Here is a 17,610-nt window from a genome sequence, read left to right as displayed (position 1 = left end):
TGCGGATGGCCCATTGCCACCCCTGCAGCCAAGGCTAGCGGTGTCATGGGCAAGCAGCGAGTGGACCTAGGTCCAGTCGGCAGCGGCCCGTGGATGCGGATACTGGGCGCGCCCCCAACCGGAAGCGGTCCCCGGTACTCCTTCATCCACGACTCACGCACGAGGATCTGGCCATGAAATCCGGAATCGATTCGATCAAGGCGGTACTGCTGGTGTTGTGCAGCTGGCTGGCGATGGCGGGCAGCGCGGTTGCCGCTGGCCCGGCCGGTCATTGGGATATCGGCCTGTACGGCAATCTGTTCGGCGCCCGCGAGTACCAGGTCTGGGTGCCGGCCGGCTACGACGCGGCCCAGCCACTGCCGCTGCTGCTGGTGCTGCACGGCTGTGTGACCGGGCCGAACCTGATGGGCGAGGCCTCCGGCTTCAACGATGTGGCCGACACTGAGGGGTTCATCGTGGTCTACCCCCGGCAAAACGTCACCTCCAATCCGGCCCGCTGCTGGAACTGGCAGCTGCCGATCAACCAGGCCCGCGACAGCGGCGAAGCATCGATCCTGGCCGGCATCGTGGACAAGGTGAAAGCGGGCTACAGCGTGGATCCGCACCGGGTCTATGTCACCGGCATTTCCGCGGGCGGCGCGATGACCTCGATCATGCTGGCCTGCTATTCGGATGTGTTCGCTGCCGGCGCCATCCACTCCGGTGGCATGTTCAAGGGTGCGACCACGATTTCGGGTAGCGCCTACGCGTTGCTGGCCGGCAGCATCTATTCGCCGGACAGCAATGGCCGTCTGGCCTGGCAGTGCTCGGGATCGCCGTCGCCCCGACCGCTGCCGGTGCTGGTGTTCCATGGCAGCGCCGATCTAACTGTCAATCCGGTGAACGGCCAGCAGGCCGTGCGCCAGTTCCTGCAGACCAACGATCTGGCCGACGACGGCCTGGACAACGACTCGGTGAAGTACGTGCCGACCAGCAGCTATCACGGCCAGGTGCCGGGTGGGCGTGCGTATACAGTGGATACCTACGCCTACGGTGGCAGGACGCTGGTGCAGCACTATGTGGTGCAGGGCATGGGCCATGCGTGGAGCGGCAGCCAGTCCGGCCTGCCGTTCACCGACCCGAAGGGGCCGGATGCCACGCTGATCACCTGGTTGTTCCTGAAGGACTACCAGCGCTGAGGGGAAGGACAATCCTTGCCGGTGCGGGAGCCACGCGCTCCCGCATCCGTCAACGTGGCTCCTGCGGCCGCTGATCGTCGGCGTCCGATGCCCGCTGCCGAGTGCCTCGCTCCGCGAGGAAGCGCTTGGGTGGTGCACCCACGGTCTTGCGGAACATGGTCACGAACGCTCCGGCACTGTCATAGCCCAGGTGGTCCGCAACGGCCTGTACTGTCCTGCCTTTGGCCAGCAGCGGCAGCGCGACCACCACATGCAGCTGCCTGCGCCAGCGCCTTACGCTTAAACCGGTTTCTCCAGAGAACAGGCGCGACATGTTGCGCTCGCTCATTCCAATCCGGCTCGCCCAGACTTCAAGCGTTGCCCGTTCGGCTGGCGTGTCCAGCATTGCGTTGGCAAGCCGGCGCAACCTTGCATCGGATGGCATGGGCAGATGGAGCCACTCCGGTGGCGCGGCGATCAGCTCATCCAGGAACACGGCCATCAGGCGGTCCTGCGCGCTGCCGGGCTCGTAGTGCCCGGGAAGGGCGGACGCCCGCTCCAGCAGGGCCTGCATGAACGGGGTGATCGCCATTGCAGCGCAGTGCGTCGGCAGCCCCGGCACGACACCGGGTTCCACGAACACCACGAACCCGTGCGGCCGCCCACTGCTGCTGGCCCGATGGGACAGGCCACCGGGAATCCAGATCGCACCCTGTGGGGGAACCACCCACAGGCCGGCTGCAGTCTCCAGCATGATCAAGCCGCGCGTGGCAACCAGCAGCTGTGCCTTCCGGTGCGCATGGAAGGGCATCTGCCAGGCATCTGGAATGGGGTCCAGCCCAAGCACCATCACCGGAAGATCGACACGGTCCGGGTAGTCGGGCCCAATCTCGCTCAGCCCTGCAATCGAAATCTCCACGGCGGCGCCTAGGTCCGAGAGGGACGCCGCACAGCACGGTGGCGCTCACTGGTCATCGTGTGCCGACCCCGGTTGGCGCCGGTGCCAGACACAGATCAGTCCCATCAGAACATGGACGATCGGCGCGTCCTTTCCTGTGGTTTCGGTGGTCCGTGGCTGTTCAATCACGCTGACATCCTCTCTTGTTGAGGATGGGAAGCGTATGCGGCAAGCCCGCAGGCGTCATTCGACAGTTCCGCCAGGTGATTCACCAATCCGGCCATGTCGACCGCACGACATCGAAGCAGCTGGACAGCCTGGCCTACAAGGCCGGAACCGTGATCCTCTGCAGGTCGAGCTTGGCCCTCAGAGCGTAGTGCTTGCGGGTGACCGGCACGACGCAGGTCAGGCGAGGATCGACATAGTCCTTGAACAGCGGCGGACGCGGGGAAGACAGGTAGAACCCGCGATCCTGCTTGACCGCCGCCGGCAGCAGAACTTCGCTGAGGTCGCTGTCGGAGGCATCGGTGACGAGGCAGGGCGCATGGCGGAACCCGAGCCGGCGCAGCAGGTACAGGCGGTGGGAGCCATTGGTCAGCACCATGCGCCTGCCGAACCGGGTGGCGCTGATCAGGTTGTCACTGAAACCCAGATAGATGACGACGGCGTGGCTGGCTGCGCCGAACGGCTCGTAGTCGGCGATGGCAGCCGGATCGAGGGTCGCCACATCGAGGAAGCGCAGGTCGTTCGAGGTGGACGCGAAGGTGTAGCTGCCATCGGACTGGGTGAAGCGCACTTCCGGATGTGCATGGCTGCCGCTGCGCGCGACAAGCTGCATGACCTCCTGCGCGCTGGGCGAGGCGGTCAGGGATGCCGCCAACTGATCGATGTGACGCAGGTTGATGCACTCCTGGAAGATCACCAGTCGATCGATCTCGACCATCTGCCAGCTGCGTGGCAGAACACTCGTCATGCGGTGCATCGAGGGTTGTCGCAGCGCCTGCTCAGCCAGCGGCAGCATCTCATCCGGTAACGCATGGACATTGATGGCGTCGGCCTCACCGGCTTCCTCCTGCCGCAGCCTCAGCACCTCGGCACGTGCCGTCCGCCATTCCTCCACCAGCGCAGCCTCGTCGAAGCGTCCCGGTGGGCAACGCTCCCGTACGAAACGGATGAACTTCGGCAAGGGAAACATCCCTTTCAGCAGAAGCGTGGGATCCAGGCCGTCGTCTCTGATCTCGCTGCTCATCCCTCTCGCCTCTCGTAGGTCATATCGACAACGGGCCACTGGCGTCATTCGTCACGCCAAAATAATATGTTATATCGTAACATTCAGGTGCCTTGGCGGCAATCGCCCTGCAATGTCGCGGCGATGGTGGCTTGGCTGCTCCGTATCCAATGCAACGCGATCCAACGCAATGCGCGGGTACATCCACTGACGATAGGAGATGTTCATGAACGAGCTGATTGAGCTGGGTGTAGTGGCAGGACAGCAGAACCCTGAGGATCAGGGCATGGGTGGCGAACTGATCGAGCTGGGCTCGGTGGTTTCGGAAACGAAGGCGCACAACCACGGCACGTTGTGGGATGGCGTGTTCCCGACCACGTCGCCCTGATCTACCGCGCAATGTCGCATCTGCGGTGCATGCCCTGCATGCACCGCTTCTCCGGTTCCGGCGCAGGAGCGCATGATGGAGCAGGCTGCCGCCCCGTATTTCCTGTCAAAGCACGCCCACGTCTGTGTCACCGGCGATGCGATGGTGATTCTGGACCAGGCCACGGGAAAGTATCTTTCCCTTGAAAAACGCGGCGCCGCAGGCCTTGGCAAGCTCGTTCTCGATTGGCCCCTGCAGTCCGATGACGCAAGCACGCCCAGGCTTCTGCAGGCCTTGATCGACCGCCGCCTGATCACCGCGGATCCGCAGCAGGGGAAATCCGCTGCCAGCCCTGCCATTGCGCTGCCTCGGTACTGGGCGCGCGAAGGCGCGCCGCGAGGCCGTCCGCCCATCATGGCGCGCGACCTGCGTCGATTCATCGCCTCGTGCGCCTATGCCGCCTGCAGCAGAACGTTCCTTCCTTTCAGTTCCACGGTGTCGGCCGTGCGCCGTCGGGCGGATCGCGGCCACAGCCGGCCGGTAAGCGCTGAAGAACTGGCCCTGCGGGTGCGGGTGTTCGACTGGCTTCGACCCCTGGCCTTCAGGAAAACCGATGAGTGCTTTCTCTACTGCCTGGCGATGCGCGGATTCCTGTCGAACTACGGCATCGTTCCGGCCTGGGTGTTCGCCGTCAGAACCCAGCCGTTCGCCGCGCATTGCTGGCTGCAGCACGGCGATCAGGTGTTGACCGACATTCCCTTCAACCTGCGCCGGATGGTTCCCATCCCGGTGCTGTAACGAAACCTGCCATGTACCGATACATCGCCGTGCTCTGGAACACCCACTCGGAATCCGCGACGGCGCAGGCGGAACGCATCGTGGAAAGGATCGGCGCCAGGCTGCCCGGCATCGCCTGCGTGTTGAACGACAACGGCGCGGCGATCCATGTGCATAGCGACAACCACGGCTATTTCGAATGCAATCGCTCGAACGCGCTGGTGGTACTGGGCAAGCTGTTCGACAAGACGTTCGGCGAAGGCAAAGTGCCTTGCTGCGTGAACCTGGATCCCGCCACAGCGGACGCCGCCTGCAGCAGCCAGGGCCGCAGCATCGTAGAACACTACTGGGGCCGCTACGTGGCGTTCGGCTTCCAGCAGGAAACGTCGAGCTGGTTCGTCCTGCGCGATCCCACTGCGGAGATCCCGTGCTATATGACCACGGTGGGCCAGTTGACGCTGGTCTTCTCCAACATGGAAGACTGCCTGATGCTGGGTCTGCGCGAATTCAGTGTTGACTGGTCCTTCCTGTCGTACTCGCTGCTGTACCCGTTTCGTGATGGCCTGCAGACCGGCTTCGAGGAAGTCACTGCGGTCGAAGCGGGTGAAGCGGTTTCAATCCGCGATGGAGAGCCGGTGGGCCGGCACTGCCAGTGGGACGTGGTGCGGCTGGCCCGCGACGCGCCGATCGAAGATCTTCAGCAAGCCGTGTCGCTGGCGCGTTCCACGCTGCTGGGCTGCATCGGTGCACTGGCCAGCCCGCACCGGCGCATCCAGCTGCAGCTGTCAGGCGGGCTGGATTCCTCGATCATCCTGGCCGGCCTGTTGCAGGCGCCGTCGGCACCGGAGGTGACGTGTGTCCACCACTACGATGATGGCATCGGTGCCGACGAACGGCTGTTCGCGCGGATGGCAGTGCAAGGGGCCAGTGATTCCTCGGGCAGGCGTTGCGAATACATCGAGTATCGAAGGCAACCTCACTGCGCGCTGGAAGAGATCATGACCTTCCCGCGTACAGCCCGGCCGGCGCATTGTTCCGGCTATCTTCTCCACCGCCGTGAAGTGGCCTTCGACGGTGACACCGTGCAGTTCACCGGCGTTGGCGGTGATGCGGTGTTCCTGCGTTTCAAGGGCAATGCCGCTGCGATCGACTACGCCTGGCGGCGCGGCATCGACCGGGATTTCTTCCGCGTCGCCTTCGAAACCGCGCAGTCCGGCGATTCACTGTACGGCGTGCTGAAGGATGCGATGGTCCATGGTCTGCTCAAGCGGCCAGGCCGCATCAATGGCCGTTGGGGCAAACCGTGCCCATGGGTGCGGGTGGACCGCGCCGAACAGGATGGCCTGCAGCCGGCCTGGTTGCGGCACGCGCAGGCGCAGGGGCATCGCGTATCACCCTACAAGCTGGCCCATATTGGCCGCATGGTGTTTCCGACCAGCGTCCTTGATCCCTTCGAAGGTGCAGGCCACTGGCATGGCGTATCGCCGATCAGTGCGCAGCCGCTTGTCGAACTGTTCGCGCGTGTTCCGCTGCACCTGCTCATCGCGGACGCGGAAGACCGCACCATCGCGCGGCGTGCAATGAAGGGACTGTTGCCGGAGGTGCTGCTGTCGCGGAAGGTGAAATCCTATCTGGATGATCACTCCGTGGCGGTCACCCAGGGGCACCAGCAGTTCATCAGGAATCTGCTGGTTGACGGTATGCTGGCCAAGCGCGGCTATCTCGACAGCGCGCTGGCCGATGCGGGCATCCAGCAGGTCGGCCCGGACCACTCGTCGCAGGTGCTCGGCATCTTCGGCCCGCAGATCAACATCGAAGCGTGGCTGCGGCGCTGGTCCGGCCAGCGTGGCGCGCAGGCGGCCGCCGTGGCCTAGGCGCTGCGGCTCATTTCTTCCAGGTACAGGCTCTCAAGATCGTTCGCGGTGATTGTGCTGGCATCAAGCGTCCTGCGCAGGCGGCCGGCCCGCATCAGGCCGATCGTGGTCGCCACTTCCCGGGCGCGGAACAGATCGTGGGTGGCCATCAGGATCGCCGTGCCGCGATCGCGTTCCCGCACGATCAACTCATGGAATTCGGCTGACGCCGTTGGGTCCAGGCCCGAGGTGGGTTCATCCAGCAACAGGGCCCTGGCTTCCTTGACGATGGCCAGTGCGATGCCGACCTTCTGCCGCATGCCCTTGGAATAGAGGCCCACGCGTCGCCCGAATGCGTCGGTCGCCAGGCCGGCGGACCGGAGTGCGTCCTTCAACCGCGCTGGCGAGCGTTCCTCGACACCGGCCAGGCGGGCGAAGTAGTCCAGATTCTCGTAGCCGGTCAGCTCGTCGTACAGCGCCACGGTCTCGGGGATGTACAGCAGCCGCCGGCGTACCTCCCGCGGCTGCTGGTGCGCACTGAGACCGTCCACTTCGGCCGCACCGGAGGTGGGTTTCAGAAAGCCAAGGAACAGCTTGATGGTGGTCGACTTGCCGGCGCCGTTGGCGCCCAGCAGGCAGAAGATCTCGCCGGGCTTCACCTCGAAGCTGACGTCATCCAGCGCCCGATGTGCACCGTGTTCCATGACCAGGCTTTTTGCAGACAGCATGTGGACGTCTCCTCAGGGCGTTGCCAGCCGGCTGCGCAATGCACCGGCTGCAAGCAGGACAAGCAGGGTGGCAATGATCAGTGCGGCGAGATCGGCGAGGACACCACGTTGGGCGACGCCGGCTGTTTCGTGGAACTGGAAGCGGGGCAGGGTGTCGTACTCTTCGAAGGTCTGCGGCGCGTCACGATCCAGATAGGCCTTGTGCAACAGCCGCCGCGCCTGCCAGAAGGAGTGGACCTGTCCCTGGAAGTCGAGCGCGCGGTCGGCATCCGAGCCTGCGATGCGGTCGAGCGCGTCCTGTGTCGCGACGGCCGGCAGCAGCAGCCGCACCTTGTCCAGAACCTGGCGATGTGCGGCCTCGGCCTGCGCATGCGAGGCGATCAGGCGTTCCAGTTCCCGGTCAGCTGCAACCCGATCGGCGTAGGCCTGGCGCACAGTGTCGGAGATGACGGGGGACGGCGAATTCACTGGCGCCGACGTCGCATGCTCGCGCCGCTGGCGCGTGGCGATGTCGGACTGCATCGCCTTTACTTCGGTGGCGAACTGCATCTGTGACGGCGGCGGCGCGATCAGATTCACCGTGGCCAGCGCCAGCGACGGCGCCATGACCACGATCAGCAGCCACAGCGCGCCGGCGGCGATGGCCGCTTCGGTGGTGCGCCGGGCAAGGCAGCCGATCAGCAGTGCAAGGGCCAGCCAGAACGCGCCGTACAGGAGGACGGTCAGGGCCAGCATGGCCAGGCCCGCAGGACTGCGCGCCGGCCCCGATCGTCACCGCCAGGAGGATGGCCAGTGCGGGCAGCAGCACCATCAGGCCACGGGCCAGCACCTTGACCACCAGCAGGCGCGTTGCCGACACCGGCTGTGACAGCACCAGCGCCGCGATGCCGCGCTCGCGCTCACGGGACCACAGATCGTGGGTGGCCACGAGAATGACCAGCGGCAGCAGGAAGACGATGACGAAGGCGAGGTCGAACCGTCCCGCAGCCCGTGCCGCTGGATTGCCGATGTCGGCCCAAACGTGCTTGAGCAGCTGGGTCGGATCGCCCAGCGCGACCACATCGGCGGTGTAGGGGTAGGCGTCTGCCTGGCCGATCGACAGCGGTGCCATGGCGGTAGGCGCAAGCACCGGCTGGGCGCGGGGCAGCACCGAGGGCGCCTTGCCGACGAATGCCCGGCTGCGTTCCTTCGTCTGTTGTTCTTCCTGCTTGATCAGGGCGATGGCCGCCTCCCGCTGGTCCACCCATGCGCGGCCGTTCCACGCGGCGTAGGCACCCAGCCCGAGCAGCAGGACAAGCAGCACCGGCAGCGCTCGATCGCGCAGCAATCGGCGGATCTCATAGCGGGCAATCGATACAACGTTCATGGCGATCTCCCCAGCTTCCGAGCGGAGATGAGCACCACCACGCAACCCAGCATCAGCCAGACCAGCAGAATGACGAGATTTCCGCGCTGCGCGGTAGCGGTACCGGCCAGGGTCTGTTGCGGTGGCCGGTAGTGCACTGAACGGGTGATGCCGGCGATGTCGGCCACATGCTTCCCGCCTTGTGGTGCCTTGTGCAGTTTCACTTCCTGGTTGAGTGCCTGGATCAACCGATAACGGTAGTCCTCCACGCCGCGCAGGAACGCCAGATGCGCCGGGAAATCCGTGCCGGCGAAGGCGCGCGACCAGGACTGCAGCGCCAGCGTCGGCGAGGCAAGGCCAAACAGGCGCTGGGTGGCGTCCTGCTGCTGGTAGGTGGCATGCAGGCGATCGAAATGGCGGTTGTAGACGCGCGTCGAGTTGGCCTCGGCAAACTCCAGCGCCACACCGCGGAAGTTCAGCGGCAGGTCGTCAACGCTGTCGACCCGGTAGCGCGCCATCAACGCCGTGCGCAGAGCATCAAGGCGTTTGTCGGCCGGGTCATGGCCATCCGCGCCGTTCTCCGCTTCTTCGGTCACGCCGGTCCTGAACGCCGGTGCCGAAGGGGTCGGGTACAGGGATTCGGCAACCGCAGGCGCCACCCTCGGCAGCAGCAGTGTGGACACCACCCAGAAGCCGAGCAGCACGACCAGTGACGTCCGTGCCGAGCCGGCAAATGCCGACACCCCGACGGTAAGTGCACAGAACACCAGCAGATAGAGCAGGTAGGCGGCCGCCAGTGCGAGCAGGGCGGCAAGATCCGTGGCGTCGCCGTACTGGATGGACAGCCCCGGAAGACTGATCAGCAGCATGGCCAGCACCAGCAGCAGCGACGCGGCCGCCAGGGCAATCAAGCGTCCACAGATCAGCACGCCGGCCGAGGCGCCGGTGCCGAGTTCCTGGCGCAGCGTCTCGCGGGCCACATCGCCGGACAGTGTGGCGAACCCGGCGAGGATGATCAGCAGCGGCGCCACCACCTGCAGCGCCCACGCCGCAGAGAAACCCTCGAAGCGGCTGAGTGCGGTGCCACCATCCACGGCACGGTGCCGGGCCGGGTTCTGCGCGTGGCCCTCGATGAACACCGAGGTTCCCAGGTAATCCGTCAGCCCCGGGTCCAGTGCAGCCAGTGGCCGCACAGGGGCAGCAATGGCACGCCCCACATGTGCGGCGCTATGCGGGTCGATTGTGCCCTGGCTGTCCCAGAGCCGCGCCTCTTCCTCGCTCATTGCCTGGCGCTCCTGCGCCTGCAGGGTCAGGCGTGCAGCACCACCGAGCACCGATGCTCCCGCAATCAGCAACAGGGCAAGGGCGAGCCACAGCACGCGCCGCTCGCGCCACATCAGCGTGAGCTGGGTTGCCGCAACAGCAAACGCCTGCTGGATGGCCATGACGGACCGGGACAGGGCAGGGGCTTCGGCGCGCATGGCGGCTTACCAGCGGTGGGTCAGCGACATGGACAGGAAGCGGCCCAACGCTGTCGCATTGGTGGGGTCGTAGCCGGTGTTGATGCTGTTGACGATGAACGGCGGATCCCGGTCGAACAGGTTCTGCACGTTGAACGCAAGTGAGGTGCCACGCTGCGGGTCCGCCGATGCACCGAAGTGGTAGGCGAGGTTCAGATCGACGGTCGTCCAGGAGCTGACGTGGGGCCGGGCGACATTTGCGGGGTCGCGATAACTGTCCACGTAGTTCACGAAGATCCCCGCCGCGGCCTGCTGCCGGCTGAGCGCGATGCCACCGCGCATCTTGAGGTCCACCGGGTAGTACACCGAATTCACCGCATCCACCTCGGGCGACGTACTGGTCACGCGCCGCTTCGACTCGATGATGTACTGCCCGGCCAGGTTCAGCCCGATGTGGGTCTGGCCGGCATCGAAGCCATACGATCCGCTGAAGTCGACACCACGCTGCCGGGTGAAGGCGTTGTTGCGGAAGCGGTTGTCGAGGATCACCTGGCTGTTGGTTTCGTCCATGCCTGGCGGCAACGCATACGGCCCCACGCGCGAGACGAACAGGCCCAGCCCCGATACGCCCAGCTGGCGTGCCTGCTGGATCTGCTGCTGCGTGGGATTGGTGGTCAGGATGTCTGCGTAAGGTGCGGTGGACTGCAGGAACAGCGACGGGAAGCTGCCGCCGAAGCCGCTGCCGATACGGTCGGCGTATTCGATGTGGTAGTAGTTCGCATCGATCTTGAGCCCCGGCAGCGACGGCGGCGCGAACGAGAAACCGCCGGTCCAGGTCTTGGCCCGTTCGGGGCCCAGATCGGGATTGCCATTGGAGAGCATCATCAGGATGGTGTTGCCATTGGCTGCACTCGGGTTGGGCACGTTCGCCACCACCACGGTGTTGTTCAACTGCATGTCCTGGTACACCGGCGCCCGGTAGGAGCGGCCGTAGCTGGTACGGAACGAAAGCCCCTGGGTCGCCTCCCACAGCAGGCCGAACTTGGGGTTCAGCGTGGAACCGAAATCGCTGTAGTCGTCATAGCGCGCTGCGGCGGTCAGGGACAGGCTGCGCACGCCTGGCAGATCCTTCAGCAGCGGAACGTTGAGCTCGGCAAAGGCGGATCTCACGGTGCGCTGCAGGTCGAGCGGCTTTTCCAGGCCGCGGTGATCGATCAGTTCATAGCCATCGCGGCGGTAGCCCGCGCCGAATGCCGCGCGAACCCCACCGGCGGGCAGGCTGAACAGCTCACCGTCGGCGACCAGGTCCAGGTAACGCGATTCGGAGTTGGTATTGGTGGGCGGCGCGGTACTGGCCGAGCTGCCGGTGATGGTGGTGCGCTGATAGGACACATCGCTCCTGCCGAACCCCGAATCCAGGCGCGCCTGCCACTGACGCGGAAGGTCCAGTGTCAGGCCGGCGAACAGGTCGAACTGGCGCGTATGCGGGAACAACCGGGTTTCGTCGGCCGTGCCGGAAATGGTGGTGTCCATCTCGCGCTTGGCGAACGAGCCGGTCACGTTCAGGGTCAGCACATCGCTGAGCTGCTGCACGCCGTCCACGTACAGGCTGTGGCGCTTCGAACCGGGGTAGAGGTCGTACGGCTTGACCCGCACGTTCTTCGAGAAATCCTTGTCCACCGCCGGCAGGTTGCTCTGCTTCAGGAACTCGTAGCTGGCCAGCACATGGCCACCATCCCACGACCAGCCTGCCGACTGCGAGGCCTGGTATTCCTCCATGCCGCCGGTGGTCACGGCGCCGTAACGCACAGCGGTCTCATACCCGGTGAAGTCGCGGCGCAGGATGATGTTGACCACACCGCCGACCGCATCGGTGCCATAGATGGCCGAGGCACCATCGGTGAGGATCTCCACGCGTTCCACCGCACTCAGCGGTATCAGCGAGACATCCACGTACTGGTAGCGGTTCGACGAGGTCACGCGGTGGCCGTTGATCAGGGTCAACGTGGTGCCGGTTCCCAGACCGCGCAGGTTGATGGCGGTGCCCTGGCCGAAGTTGTTGCCGGTATCGCGGTCGACGCCAAGGTTGGCGACGTTGGCACCATTGGCGCCACCGCCGAAGTTCTGCGGCAGTTTCTCGAACAGCTGCTGCACGGTGGCCACGCCGGTGCGGTCGATGGCCTCCTTGTCGATCACGATCACCGGCGAGGCGCCTCCGCCAATGGCATCGCGGATGTTGCTGCCGACCACCAGCACCTTGTCCAGGGTGGCGGTCGGCGCCTCGGGTGCTGCGCCTGCGGCCCGCGAGCGCCGGGCATCGCCGGGGTTCTGGGCGATCGCAGGCACGCTGGCCAACAGTGCAGCGGCAATGCTGAGGGCCATGAGCGCGCGTGGTATGGCAGCGGATACGTTCGTCATTCCCCGGTCCATCGATCCCATCCGAAAGTGGCCTGCGACGTGGCTACGTCGCTCCTGAATGGATATGTTATAGCATATCATTATGGGGTTGAGTCCACGCCGGAACCAGGCCGATGAAGAAGACTGCTGTTCCGCCGCCCGTCGCTGAAATCCTGGGCACGTACTGGAAGGCTGACCGCAGGCTGCTGCTGCTCATCGCCGGCAGTGTCGTGCTGTCCAGCCTGGCCAATGTTGCGGCGCCCTATCTTTTCTCACGTCTGATCGACCGGTTGCCCATCGACGGGGCCAGTGCCCTGGCGTGGGGATTCCTGCTCTACGCCTTCATCCTGGGCGCTGGCAGCGCCCTGCAGAACACCGTGCAGTACCTGTCGTTCCTCAGCGGCGAGAATCTTGGCTTCATCACCAGTACCCGCTACTTCGCCCGTCTGCTGAAGAAGACCAACAGCTTCTTCCTGGAGTACAACGCCGCCGAGCTGCAGGTTGCAGGGGAGAAAGGCCGTGGCGCGCTGAAGATCGTGGTGCAGCTGGGGCTGGTGGCCTTCATTCCCAGTGCGCTGCAGATCCTGCTGACGCTGATAACGCTGGGTGCGTTGATCAACCTGCAGGTGGTGGCCATCGTGCTGGCCTACGGCACGGTAGCCGTCACGCTTTCCGCCATCGCTACCCGGCGCGCACGCATCCATCGCGAAGCTGCGGTCGAGGCCGGCCAGCAGAACGCGCGCTTCGTCGGCAATGCCATGAATGCCATGGAGACGCTGCGCCAGTTCGGTGGCAGCGCCTGGATGGTGCAGCGCTTCGAGCAGAAGGCCCAGGAGGTGCGCGACAGCTGGCGCGCCTACGTACTGCAGCGGATCGGCTTCATTGCGCTGCTGGGCATCGGCCTGGCGGTCGAGTTCATCGTTACCTTCCATCTGTTGCTGCCGCGCTACCAGAGCGGCGGTCTGAGCGTCGGCGACATCGTCCTGTTCAATCTGCTGCTGCTCCAGCTCAACATGCCGTTCGAGATGATCGCCCGTTCGATCGATGACGTCGCGCGCTCGTGGAGCATGCTGGCTCCGCTTTCCACCTTGTGGGCGGCGCCCGAGGAGCAGCAGGTGGCCGATGCCCAGCGCTTTGCGGGTGAAAGCGGCCGGCTGGCGTTCGAGCGGGTCAGCCACCGCTATGGCAACGGTCGCGGGGTAAGCGATGTGTACTTCGCGGCCGAACGTGGCGGCATCAATTTCCTGATCGGCCCGACCGGTGCAGGGAAGTCGACCCTGTTCAAGCTCGCCCTGAAATCGATCGATCCGCAGCGTGGCCGGATCCTGGTCGATGGCCTTGACCTGTCCCGGATCGACCGTGCGGCCTGGCATGCCGCTGTCGCGGTGGTTCCGCAGGATGTCATCCTGCTCAACGAAAGCCTGGCCGACAACATCCTGCTCGGGGCGCGTGATGATGATCGGCTGCGGCATGCCGCACGCAAGGCTGCGATCCTGCCGTTGATCGAGGCGCTGCCCGAGGGGCTGGAAACCACGGTGGGCGAGCGGGGCCTGAAGTTGTCCGGCGGGGAACGCCAACGCATCGCGATTGCCCGTGCACTGTATGGCGAGCCGGCGATCCTGTTTCTGGACGAGGCAAGCTCCGCGCTGGATGAGGCCACTGAACGCGAGATCATGGACCATATCCGCGCACTGGCGAACGATGTAACCGTGGTGGCCATCACCCATCGGCGGGGCATCGTGAGCCCGACTGACCGGGTGATTGATCTCGGGGGCGATGCTTAGGGCCAGGAGGCGCTCCGCAGCCAGCGTGTTCGTCTCGACAATCGGCTATCGTGAGCGCTCTTTCCTGATCGCCCTTCAAGCGCCAACGCATGGAAGCCACTTCGATGACCGTTCGAAACAGACGTTGGTTTCATGCCTTCGTCGTGTCCGTCGTACTCCTTGGTACCGGATGCACGGGCGGAAAGACGCCATCGAAGGAACCGTGGGCAGAGATCGACGAGGTTGCGCAGACCCTGATCGAGCAGCCCTTGCTGCACTCGGCCTCCATTGGCGTGGTGTACCGGGGCAGGACCTTCATCCGCCATCGCGGCGATATGGTGGCCGGTACAGCCGGCGCGCCGACCGATGCCACGCTCTATGAGATCGGCTCACTGAGCAAGACGCTGGCCGGCACCTTGATGGCCAATGCGGTGCTGGAAGGCAGGGTGGGCCTGGAGGATGACGTTCGCACGTACCTGCAGGGCGACTATCCCAACCTGCAGTACCAAGGCCAACCCATCCGCGTCCGCCACCTGCTGTCGCACACCAGTGGCCTGCCGAACATGCTGCCGGAGCGCGCGAACACGGTACTGGAGGACTTTACCGATCACCGCACGCCGGGCGAACTCAATGCGCTCTACGCGCACTACGGCAAGACGGATTTCCTCCGGGACCTGCACGCCGTACAGATCCCGCGGATGCCAGGGAAGGAGTACGCCTACTCCAGCGCAGGGACCGAGCTGGCGGCGCATGTTCTGGAGGTGGCCTACAAGACCGACTACGCGTCACTGCTGCGTGGCTTCTTCAGCGACTCCGCGGCGATGACCGGCCTCCGGATCAGGTTGGATGATGCCGAAGCGCCGCGGTTGGCGGCCGGCTATCACAGCGACAATCCCGTACCGACCACGCCGATGCCGCAGTTGCCATGGGGCGCTTCCGGCAACGTCAAAGCAACCGTCCCGGACATGGTGAAGTACCTTCAGTTCCAACTGGCCAATGGGCCGGTGGTAAAGCAATCGCATCGCGCCCTGGCCAGATTCGACGACGAGTTCAGCATCGGCTACTTCTGGAACATCGTCGCCGGCGATCGCCAGAAGGGCGTCTACTATGCCCACCACGGTGGCGTACCGCGCTCACAGTGCTACATCTACATCATGCCCGAGCACGATCTGGGCATCTTCGTGATCACCAACCAGAGTGGCGACCAGACCGCGCATGCCATGGAAGCGGCGATCGATGCCCTGGTAGGGAAGATTGCTGCAGGCAAGACCCCATAGTCCGGGGGGGCGCCCGGCAGCCCCCGACTAGAGCAGCAACAGTGCCCCGATCAGCGCAGGCGGCATCACCAGCGCGCCGACGCGCAGGAAGTCGAGCGCGCTGACATGCTCGCCCTCGCGGCGCAGCGCCACCAGCCACAGCATCGTGGCCAACGAGCCGGTCACCGACAGGTTGGGGCCCAGGTCCACGCCGACCAGCAATGCGGCGCGGGTCTGTGCCGGCAGGTCGGCCATCTGGCCCAGCGAGCCTGCGGCGAGGCCGACCGGCAGATTGTTGGCCACGTTGCTCAGCAACGCCGCCGCGCCACCGGCCAGCCAGCTGGCCTGGTGTGGCGATGCCTGCGCTACGGCCTGCAGCGCGCTGGCCGCCGCCTGGATGACACCGGTCTGGGCCACCGCTTCCACCAGCACGAACAGGCCGGCCACCAGCGGCAGTACGCCCCATGACACATGGCGCAGCAGCGGCAACGGACTGCGCCGCTGGCGCATCGCCACCACTGCCACGCTCAGCGTGCCTGCGCAGAACGTGGCCAGGCCGAGCGGGCCGTTCAGTGCGGAGGTCACCAGCAGCACGGTGCCGGTGAACAACACGCCCAGCGCGCTCAGCCGGCCACCTTCGGTCAGCGGGCGATGCGCCGGCGCCGCCACCAGAGGCTGCGCGATCTCGCGCCGATGCACCCAGCGCAGCACCAGATAGGTGGCACCGATCGCGGCCAGTGACGGCATCGCGAACTGTGCCAGCCACTGCATCAAGGGCGGCATGTGCTGGCCGTACACCACCAGGTTGGCCGGGTTGGAAATGGGCAGCACGAAGCTGGCCGCATTGGCGATGAACGCGCAGACGAACAGATAGGGCAGGGGATTGGTACGGGCGGCCTTGCAGGCGGCGTAGACCGCCGGGGTCAGCACCACCGCCGTGGCATCGTTGGAAAGAAACACGGTCACCAACGTGCCGACCAGGAACACGAGGTCGAACAGGCGTCGTCCCGAGCCGCCTGCGTGGCGGACCGCGTACAACGCCAGCCAGTCGAACAGGCCTTCGCGCCGGGCCAGCTCGGCCAGCACCATCATGCCGACCAGGAACAGATAGACATCGCGCCCCTCGGCCACCGCGTGCAAGGTCGTGCCGAACGACATCGCTCCCAGCAGTGGAAGCAGAAGGGCAGCCCCCAGTGCCCACACATATTCCGGAATGCGGAACGGCCGGAACAGCAGGCCGACGGTGGCAACGGCCACGGCCGCCCAGATGAGGAAAGAGGAGTAGGAAACGAGCATCGGGCGGGGTGTATCAGCGGCGCCGACGCGTACCTCGCAGGAGCGCGCCCGCTGCAATCACGGCAGTTCGGGGAAGGCGGCATCATACTCCGTGAGCTGCGCCCGAGTTGTGGAGCCCAGTCCATGCTCGTCTGCTTGCCGCATGCCCCCGGCACCCACGCTCCGCGAACGTTTTCTTCGGGCGCTCTTCACCGTCGCTCCGCTTAGAGTGAAGGCCACTCAAAGTGTCACGCATGGAATCAACGATGTCCGAATACCGGGACTGGATCTTCAATGCCAACGGCCGAACCCTGGTAGCCCGGGTGGAGCTGGATGGCGACGGCGGCGGCACCATCAACCGCTACCAGTTGACTCCGGGTCCCGCGCAGTCCGGGCTGTGCATCAAGGTAGCCTCGCAGGCCGAAGCCGCAAAGAAGCTCGAAACCGAGGTGGAGAAGCTGCTCGGCCCAGAGTGGTGAGAGGGCTTCGCTACGGCAGAAGCGTTGAGAGGTCGCCAGCGCAAATCCACAATCTCATTCCATGCGACGGCCGACCGTATTCTTCGGGCCATGCATTCACCCTCCAGCCCTCCCGATTTCATGACCGCTACTCGGCCCTCCGGCTGGGTGCAGAGCGGTGACCGCTGGGACCTGTGGTGGAACGGCCGCTGCGTGGCCAACATCGTGCCGCATGCCGTGCTCGGTGTCCGCCTGTTCCTCGACGCGCGGAAAATGTCACAGACCAAGGTGGTGGCTGCCGCAAATGCGCGGCAGGCCAAGCGCTACGCCGAACGCTGGTGCGCCGCCCGGCTCTGCCCGCAGTTGCGGTTGCGCGATGCGGTGGCGCGGCTGTTGGATGCCGGTACTCCACCACCTTCCGCGCTCACGCGGGAGCAGCGGCAGCAGGCCCGCCGCCTGGCCGAGGCCGGGTCGCGTGAGATGGGCCGGATCAAGGAGGCGCTGGCGCTGAGACGGACCCCTGCGATGTCGCGAGCGCAGGAGCAGGCACGCCCGCTACCCAGATAGAACCTCGGCCACGTGGTCCTGCGCGCACCTATAATGCCGCCCCCAGCCTCGATCACTTGCTGATCGAGGCACCTGCCGGGT

15 protein-coding genes and 1 pseudogene are annotated in these 17,610 nt (G+C 65.4%); 8 read left to right on the top strand and 8 right to left on the bottom strand.

The features are described 5' to 3' along the window. The first annotated feature begins 173 nt into the window (after positions 1-173). Positions 174-1,178, top strand: a complete 1,005-nt coding sequence (locus ACZK2V_RS11960; protein WP_458074379.1) for an extracellular catalytic domain type 1 short-chain-length polyhydroxyalkanoate depolymerase — start codon at positions 174-176, stop codon at positions 1,176-1,178. 49 nt (positions 1,179-1,227) lie between these two features. Here ACZK2V_RS11960 and ACZK2V_RS11955 read toward each other — a convergent pair whose 3' ends face one another. After that, a complete protein-coding gene (locus tag ACZK2V_RS11955; protein ID WP_478467697.1) occupies positions 1,228-1,749 on the bottom strand; it encodes a helix-turn-helix domain-containing protein in 522 nt (173 codons plus the stop codon). A gap of 628 nt (positions 1,750-2,377) precedes the next feature. Further along, entirely contained in the window at positions 2,378-3,352 is a 975-nt protein-coding gene (locus ACZK2V_RS11950; RefSeq protein ID WP_486322367.1) for a hypothetical protein, read from the bottom strand. Positions 3,353-3,509: 157 nt separating this feature from the next. Here ACZK2V_RS11950 and ACZK2V_RS11945 point away from each other — a divergent pair, with 157 nt between their 5' ends. From ACZK2V_RS11945 to ACZK2V_RS11935, 3 genes are all read left to right on the top strand, one after another. Next, positions 3,510-3,671, top strand: a complete 162-nt coding sequence (locus ACZK2V_RS11945; RefSeq protein WP_162292259.1) for a hypothetical protein — start codon at positions 3,510-3,512, stop codon at positions 3,669-3,671. A gap of 72 nt (positions 3,672-3,743) precedes the next feature. Then, positions 3,744-4,448 (top strand): lasso peptide biosynthesis B2 protein, encoded by a 705-nt coding sequence (locus ACZK2V_RS11940; RefSeq protein WP_486322366.1) that lies wholly within the window; start codon positions 3,744-3,746, stop codon positions 4,446-4,448. Between the two features lie 11 nt (positions 4,449-4,459). Further along, positions 4,460-6,301: an asparagine synthase-related protein gene (locus ACZK2V_RS11935; protein ID WP_486322365.1), complete on the top strand. Its 1,842-nt coding sequence runs from the start codon at positions 4,460-4,462 to the stop codon at positions 6,299-6,301. Here the strand turns inward: ACZK2V_RS11935 and ACZK2V_RS11930 are convergent. From ACZK2V_RS11930 to ACZK2V_RS11910, 5 genes and pseudogenes are all read right to left on the bottom strand, one after another. Next, complete coding sequence (locus tag ACZK2V_RS11930) at positions 6,298-7,008, bottom strand: ABC transporter ATP-binding protein (protein ID WP_049422253.1); 711 nt, start codon at positions 7,006-7,008, stop codon at positions 6,298-6,300. The two genes, ACZK2V_RS11935 and ACZK2V_RS11930, sit on opposite strands and share 4 nt — an antisense overlap. A 12-nt stretch (positions 7,009-7,020) precedes the next feature. After that, on the bottom strand, positions 7,021-7,743 hold the full coding sequence (locus tag ACZK2V_RS11925; protein ID WP_486322364.1) for a DUF3526 domain-containing protein: 723 nt from the start codon (positions 7,741-7,743) through the stop codon (positions 7,021-7,023). A gap of 97 nt (positions 7,744-7,840) precedes the next feature. Continuing rightward, a pseudogene (locus tag ACZK2V_RS11920) lies at positions 7,841-8,374 on the bottom strand (ABC transporter permease subunit); the annotation flags it as partial. Continuing rightward, positions 8,371-9,834, bottom strand: a complete 1,464-nt coding sequence (locus ACZK2V_RS11915; RefSeq protein ID WP_486322363.1) for a DUF3526 domain-containing protein — start codon at positions 9,832-9,834, stop codon at positions 8,371-8,373. The gene ACZK2V_RS11915 and the pseudogene ACZK2V_RS11920, both read right to left, overlap by 4 nt. Positions 9,835-9,840: 6 nt before the next feature. Further along, positions 9,841-12,195, bottom strand: a complete 2,355-nt coding sequence (locus tag ACZK2V_RS11910; RefSeq protein WP_486322362.1) for a TonB-dependent receptor plug domain-containing protein — start codon at positions 12,193-12,195, stop codon at positions 9,841-9,843. A gap of 149 nt (positions 12,196-12,344) precedes the next feature. Here ACZK2V_RS11910 and ACZK2V_RS11905 point away from each other — a divergent pair, with 149 nt between their 5' ends. Both ACZK2V_RS11905 and ACZK2V_RS11900 read left to right on the top strand, forming a co-directional pair. Beyond that, the gene (locus ACZK2V_RS11905; protein WP_486322361.1) at positions 12,345-13,994 is read left to right on the top strand and encodes an ABC transporter ATP-binding protein; all 1,650 of its coding nucleotides are present in this window, start codon (positions 12,345-12,347) and stop codon (positions 13,992-13,994) included. A 104-nt stretch (positions 13,995-14,098) separates the two neighbouring features. Then, complete coding sequence (locus tag ACZK2V_RS11900) at positions 14,099-15,250, top strand: serine hydrolase domain-containing protein (RefSeq protein ID WP_329810053.1); 1,152 nt, start codon at positions 14,099-14,101, stop codon at positions 15,248-15,250. A gap of 27 nt (positions 15,251-15,277) precedes the next feature. On the opposite strand, the gene ACZK2V_RS11895 is transcribed toward ACZK2V_RS11900, so the two are convergent. Beyond that, positions 15,278-16,525 (bottom strand): arsenic transporter, encoded by a 1,248-nt coding sequence (locus ACZK2V_RS11895; protein ID WP_329810054.1) that lies wholly within the window; start codon positions 16,523-16,525, stop codon positions 15,278-15,280. 245 nt (positions 16,526-16,770) lie between these two features. On the opposite strand from ACZK2V_RS11895, the gene ACZK2V_RS11890 reads away from it, so the two are divergent. Together ACZK2V_RS11890 and ACZK2V_RS11885 are read left to right on the top strand one after the other, a co-directional pair. Beyond that, positions 16,771-16,983, top strand: coding sequence for a hypothetical protein (locus ACZK2V_RS11890; protein WP_012511105.1), 213 nt, complete (start codon positions 16,771-16,773; stop codon positions 16,981-16,983). Between the two features lie 24 nt (positions 16,984-17,007). Continuing rightward, a complete protein-coding gene (locus ACZK2V_RS11885; RefSeq protein WP_486322360.1) occupies positions 17,008-17,529 on the top strand; it encodes a hypothetical protein in 522 nt (173 codons plus the stop codon). The last annotated feature ends 81 nt before the right edge of the window (positions 17,530-17,610 follow it).

The organism is Stenotrophomonas sp. 93052_Sma, from assembly GCF_056481145.1.
The sequence above is the reverse complement of the archived record's forward strand: the minus strand, read 5'-3'. Positions and strand labels throughout refer to the sequence as shown.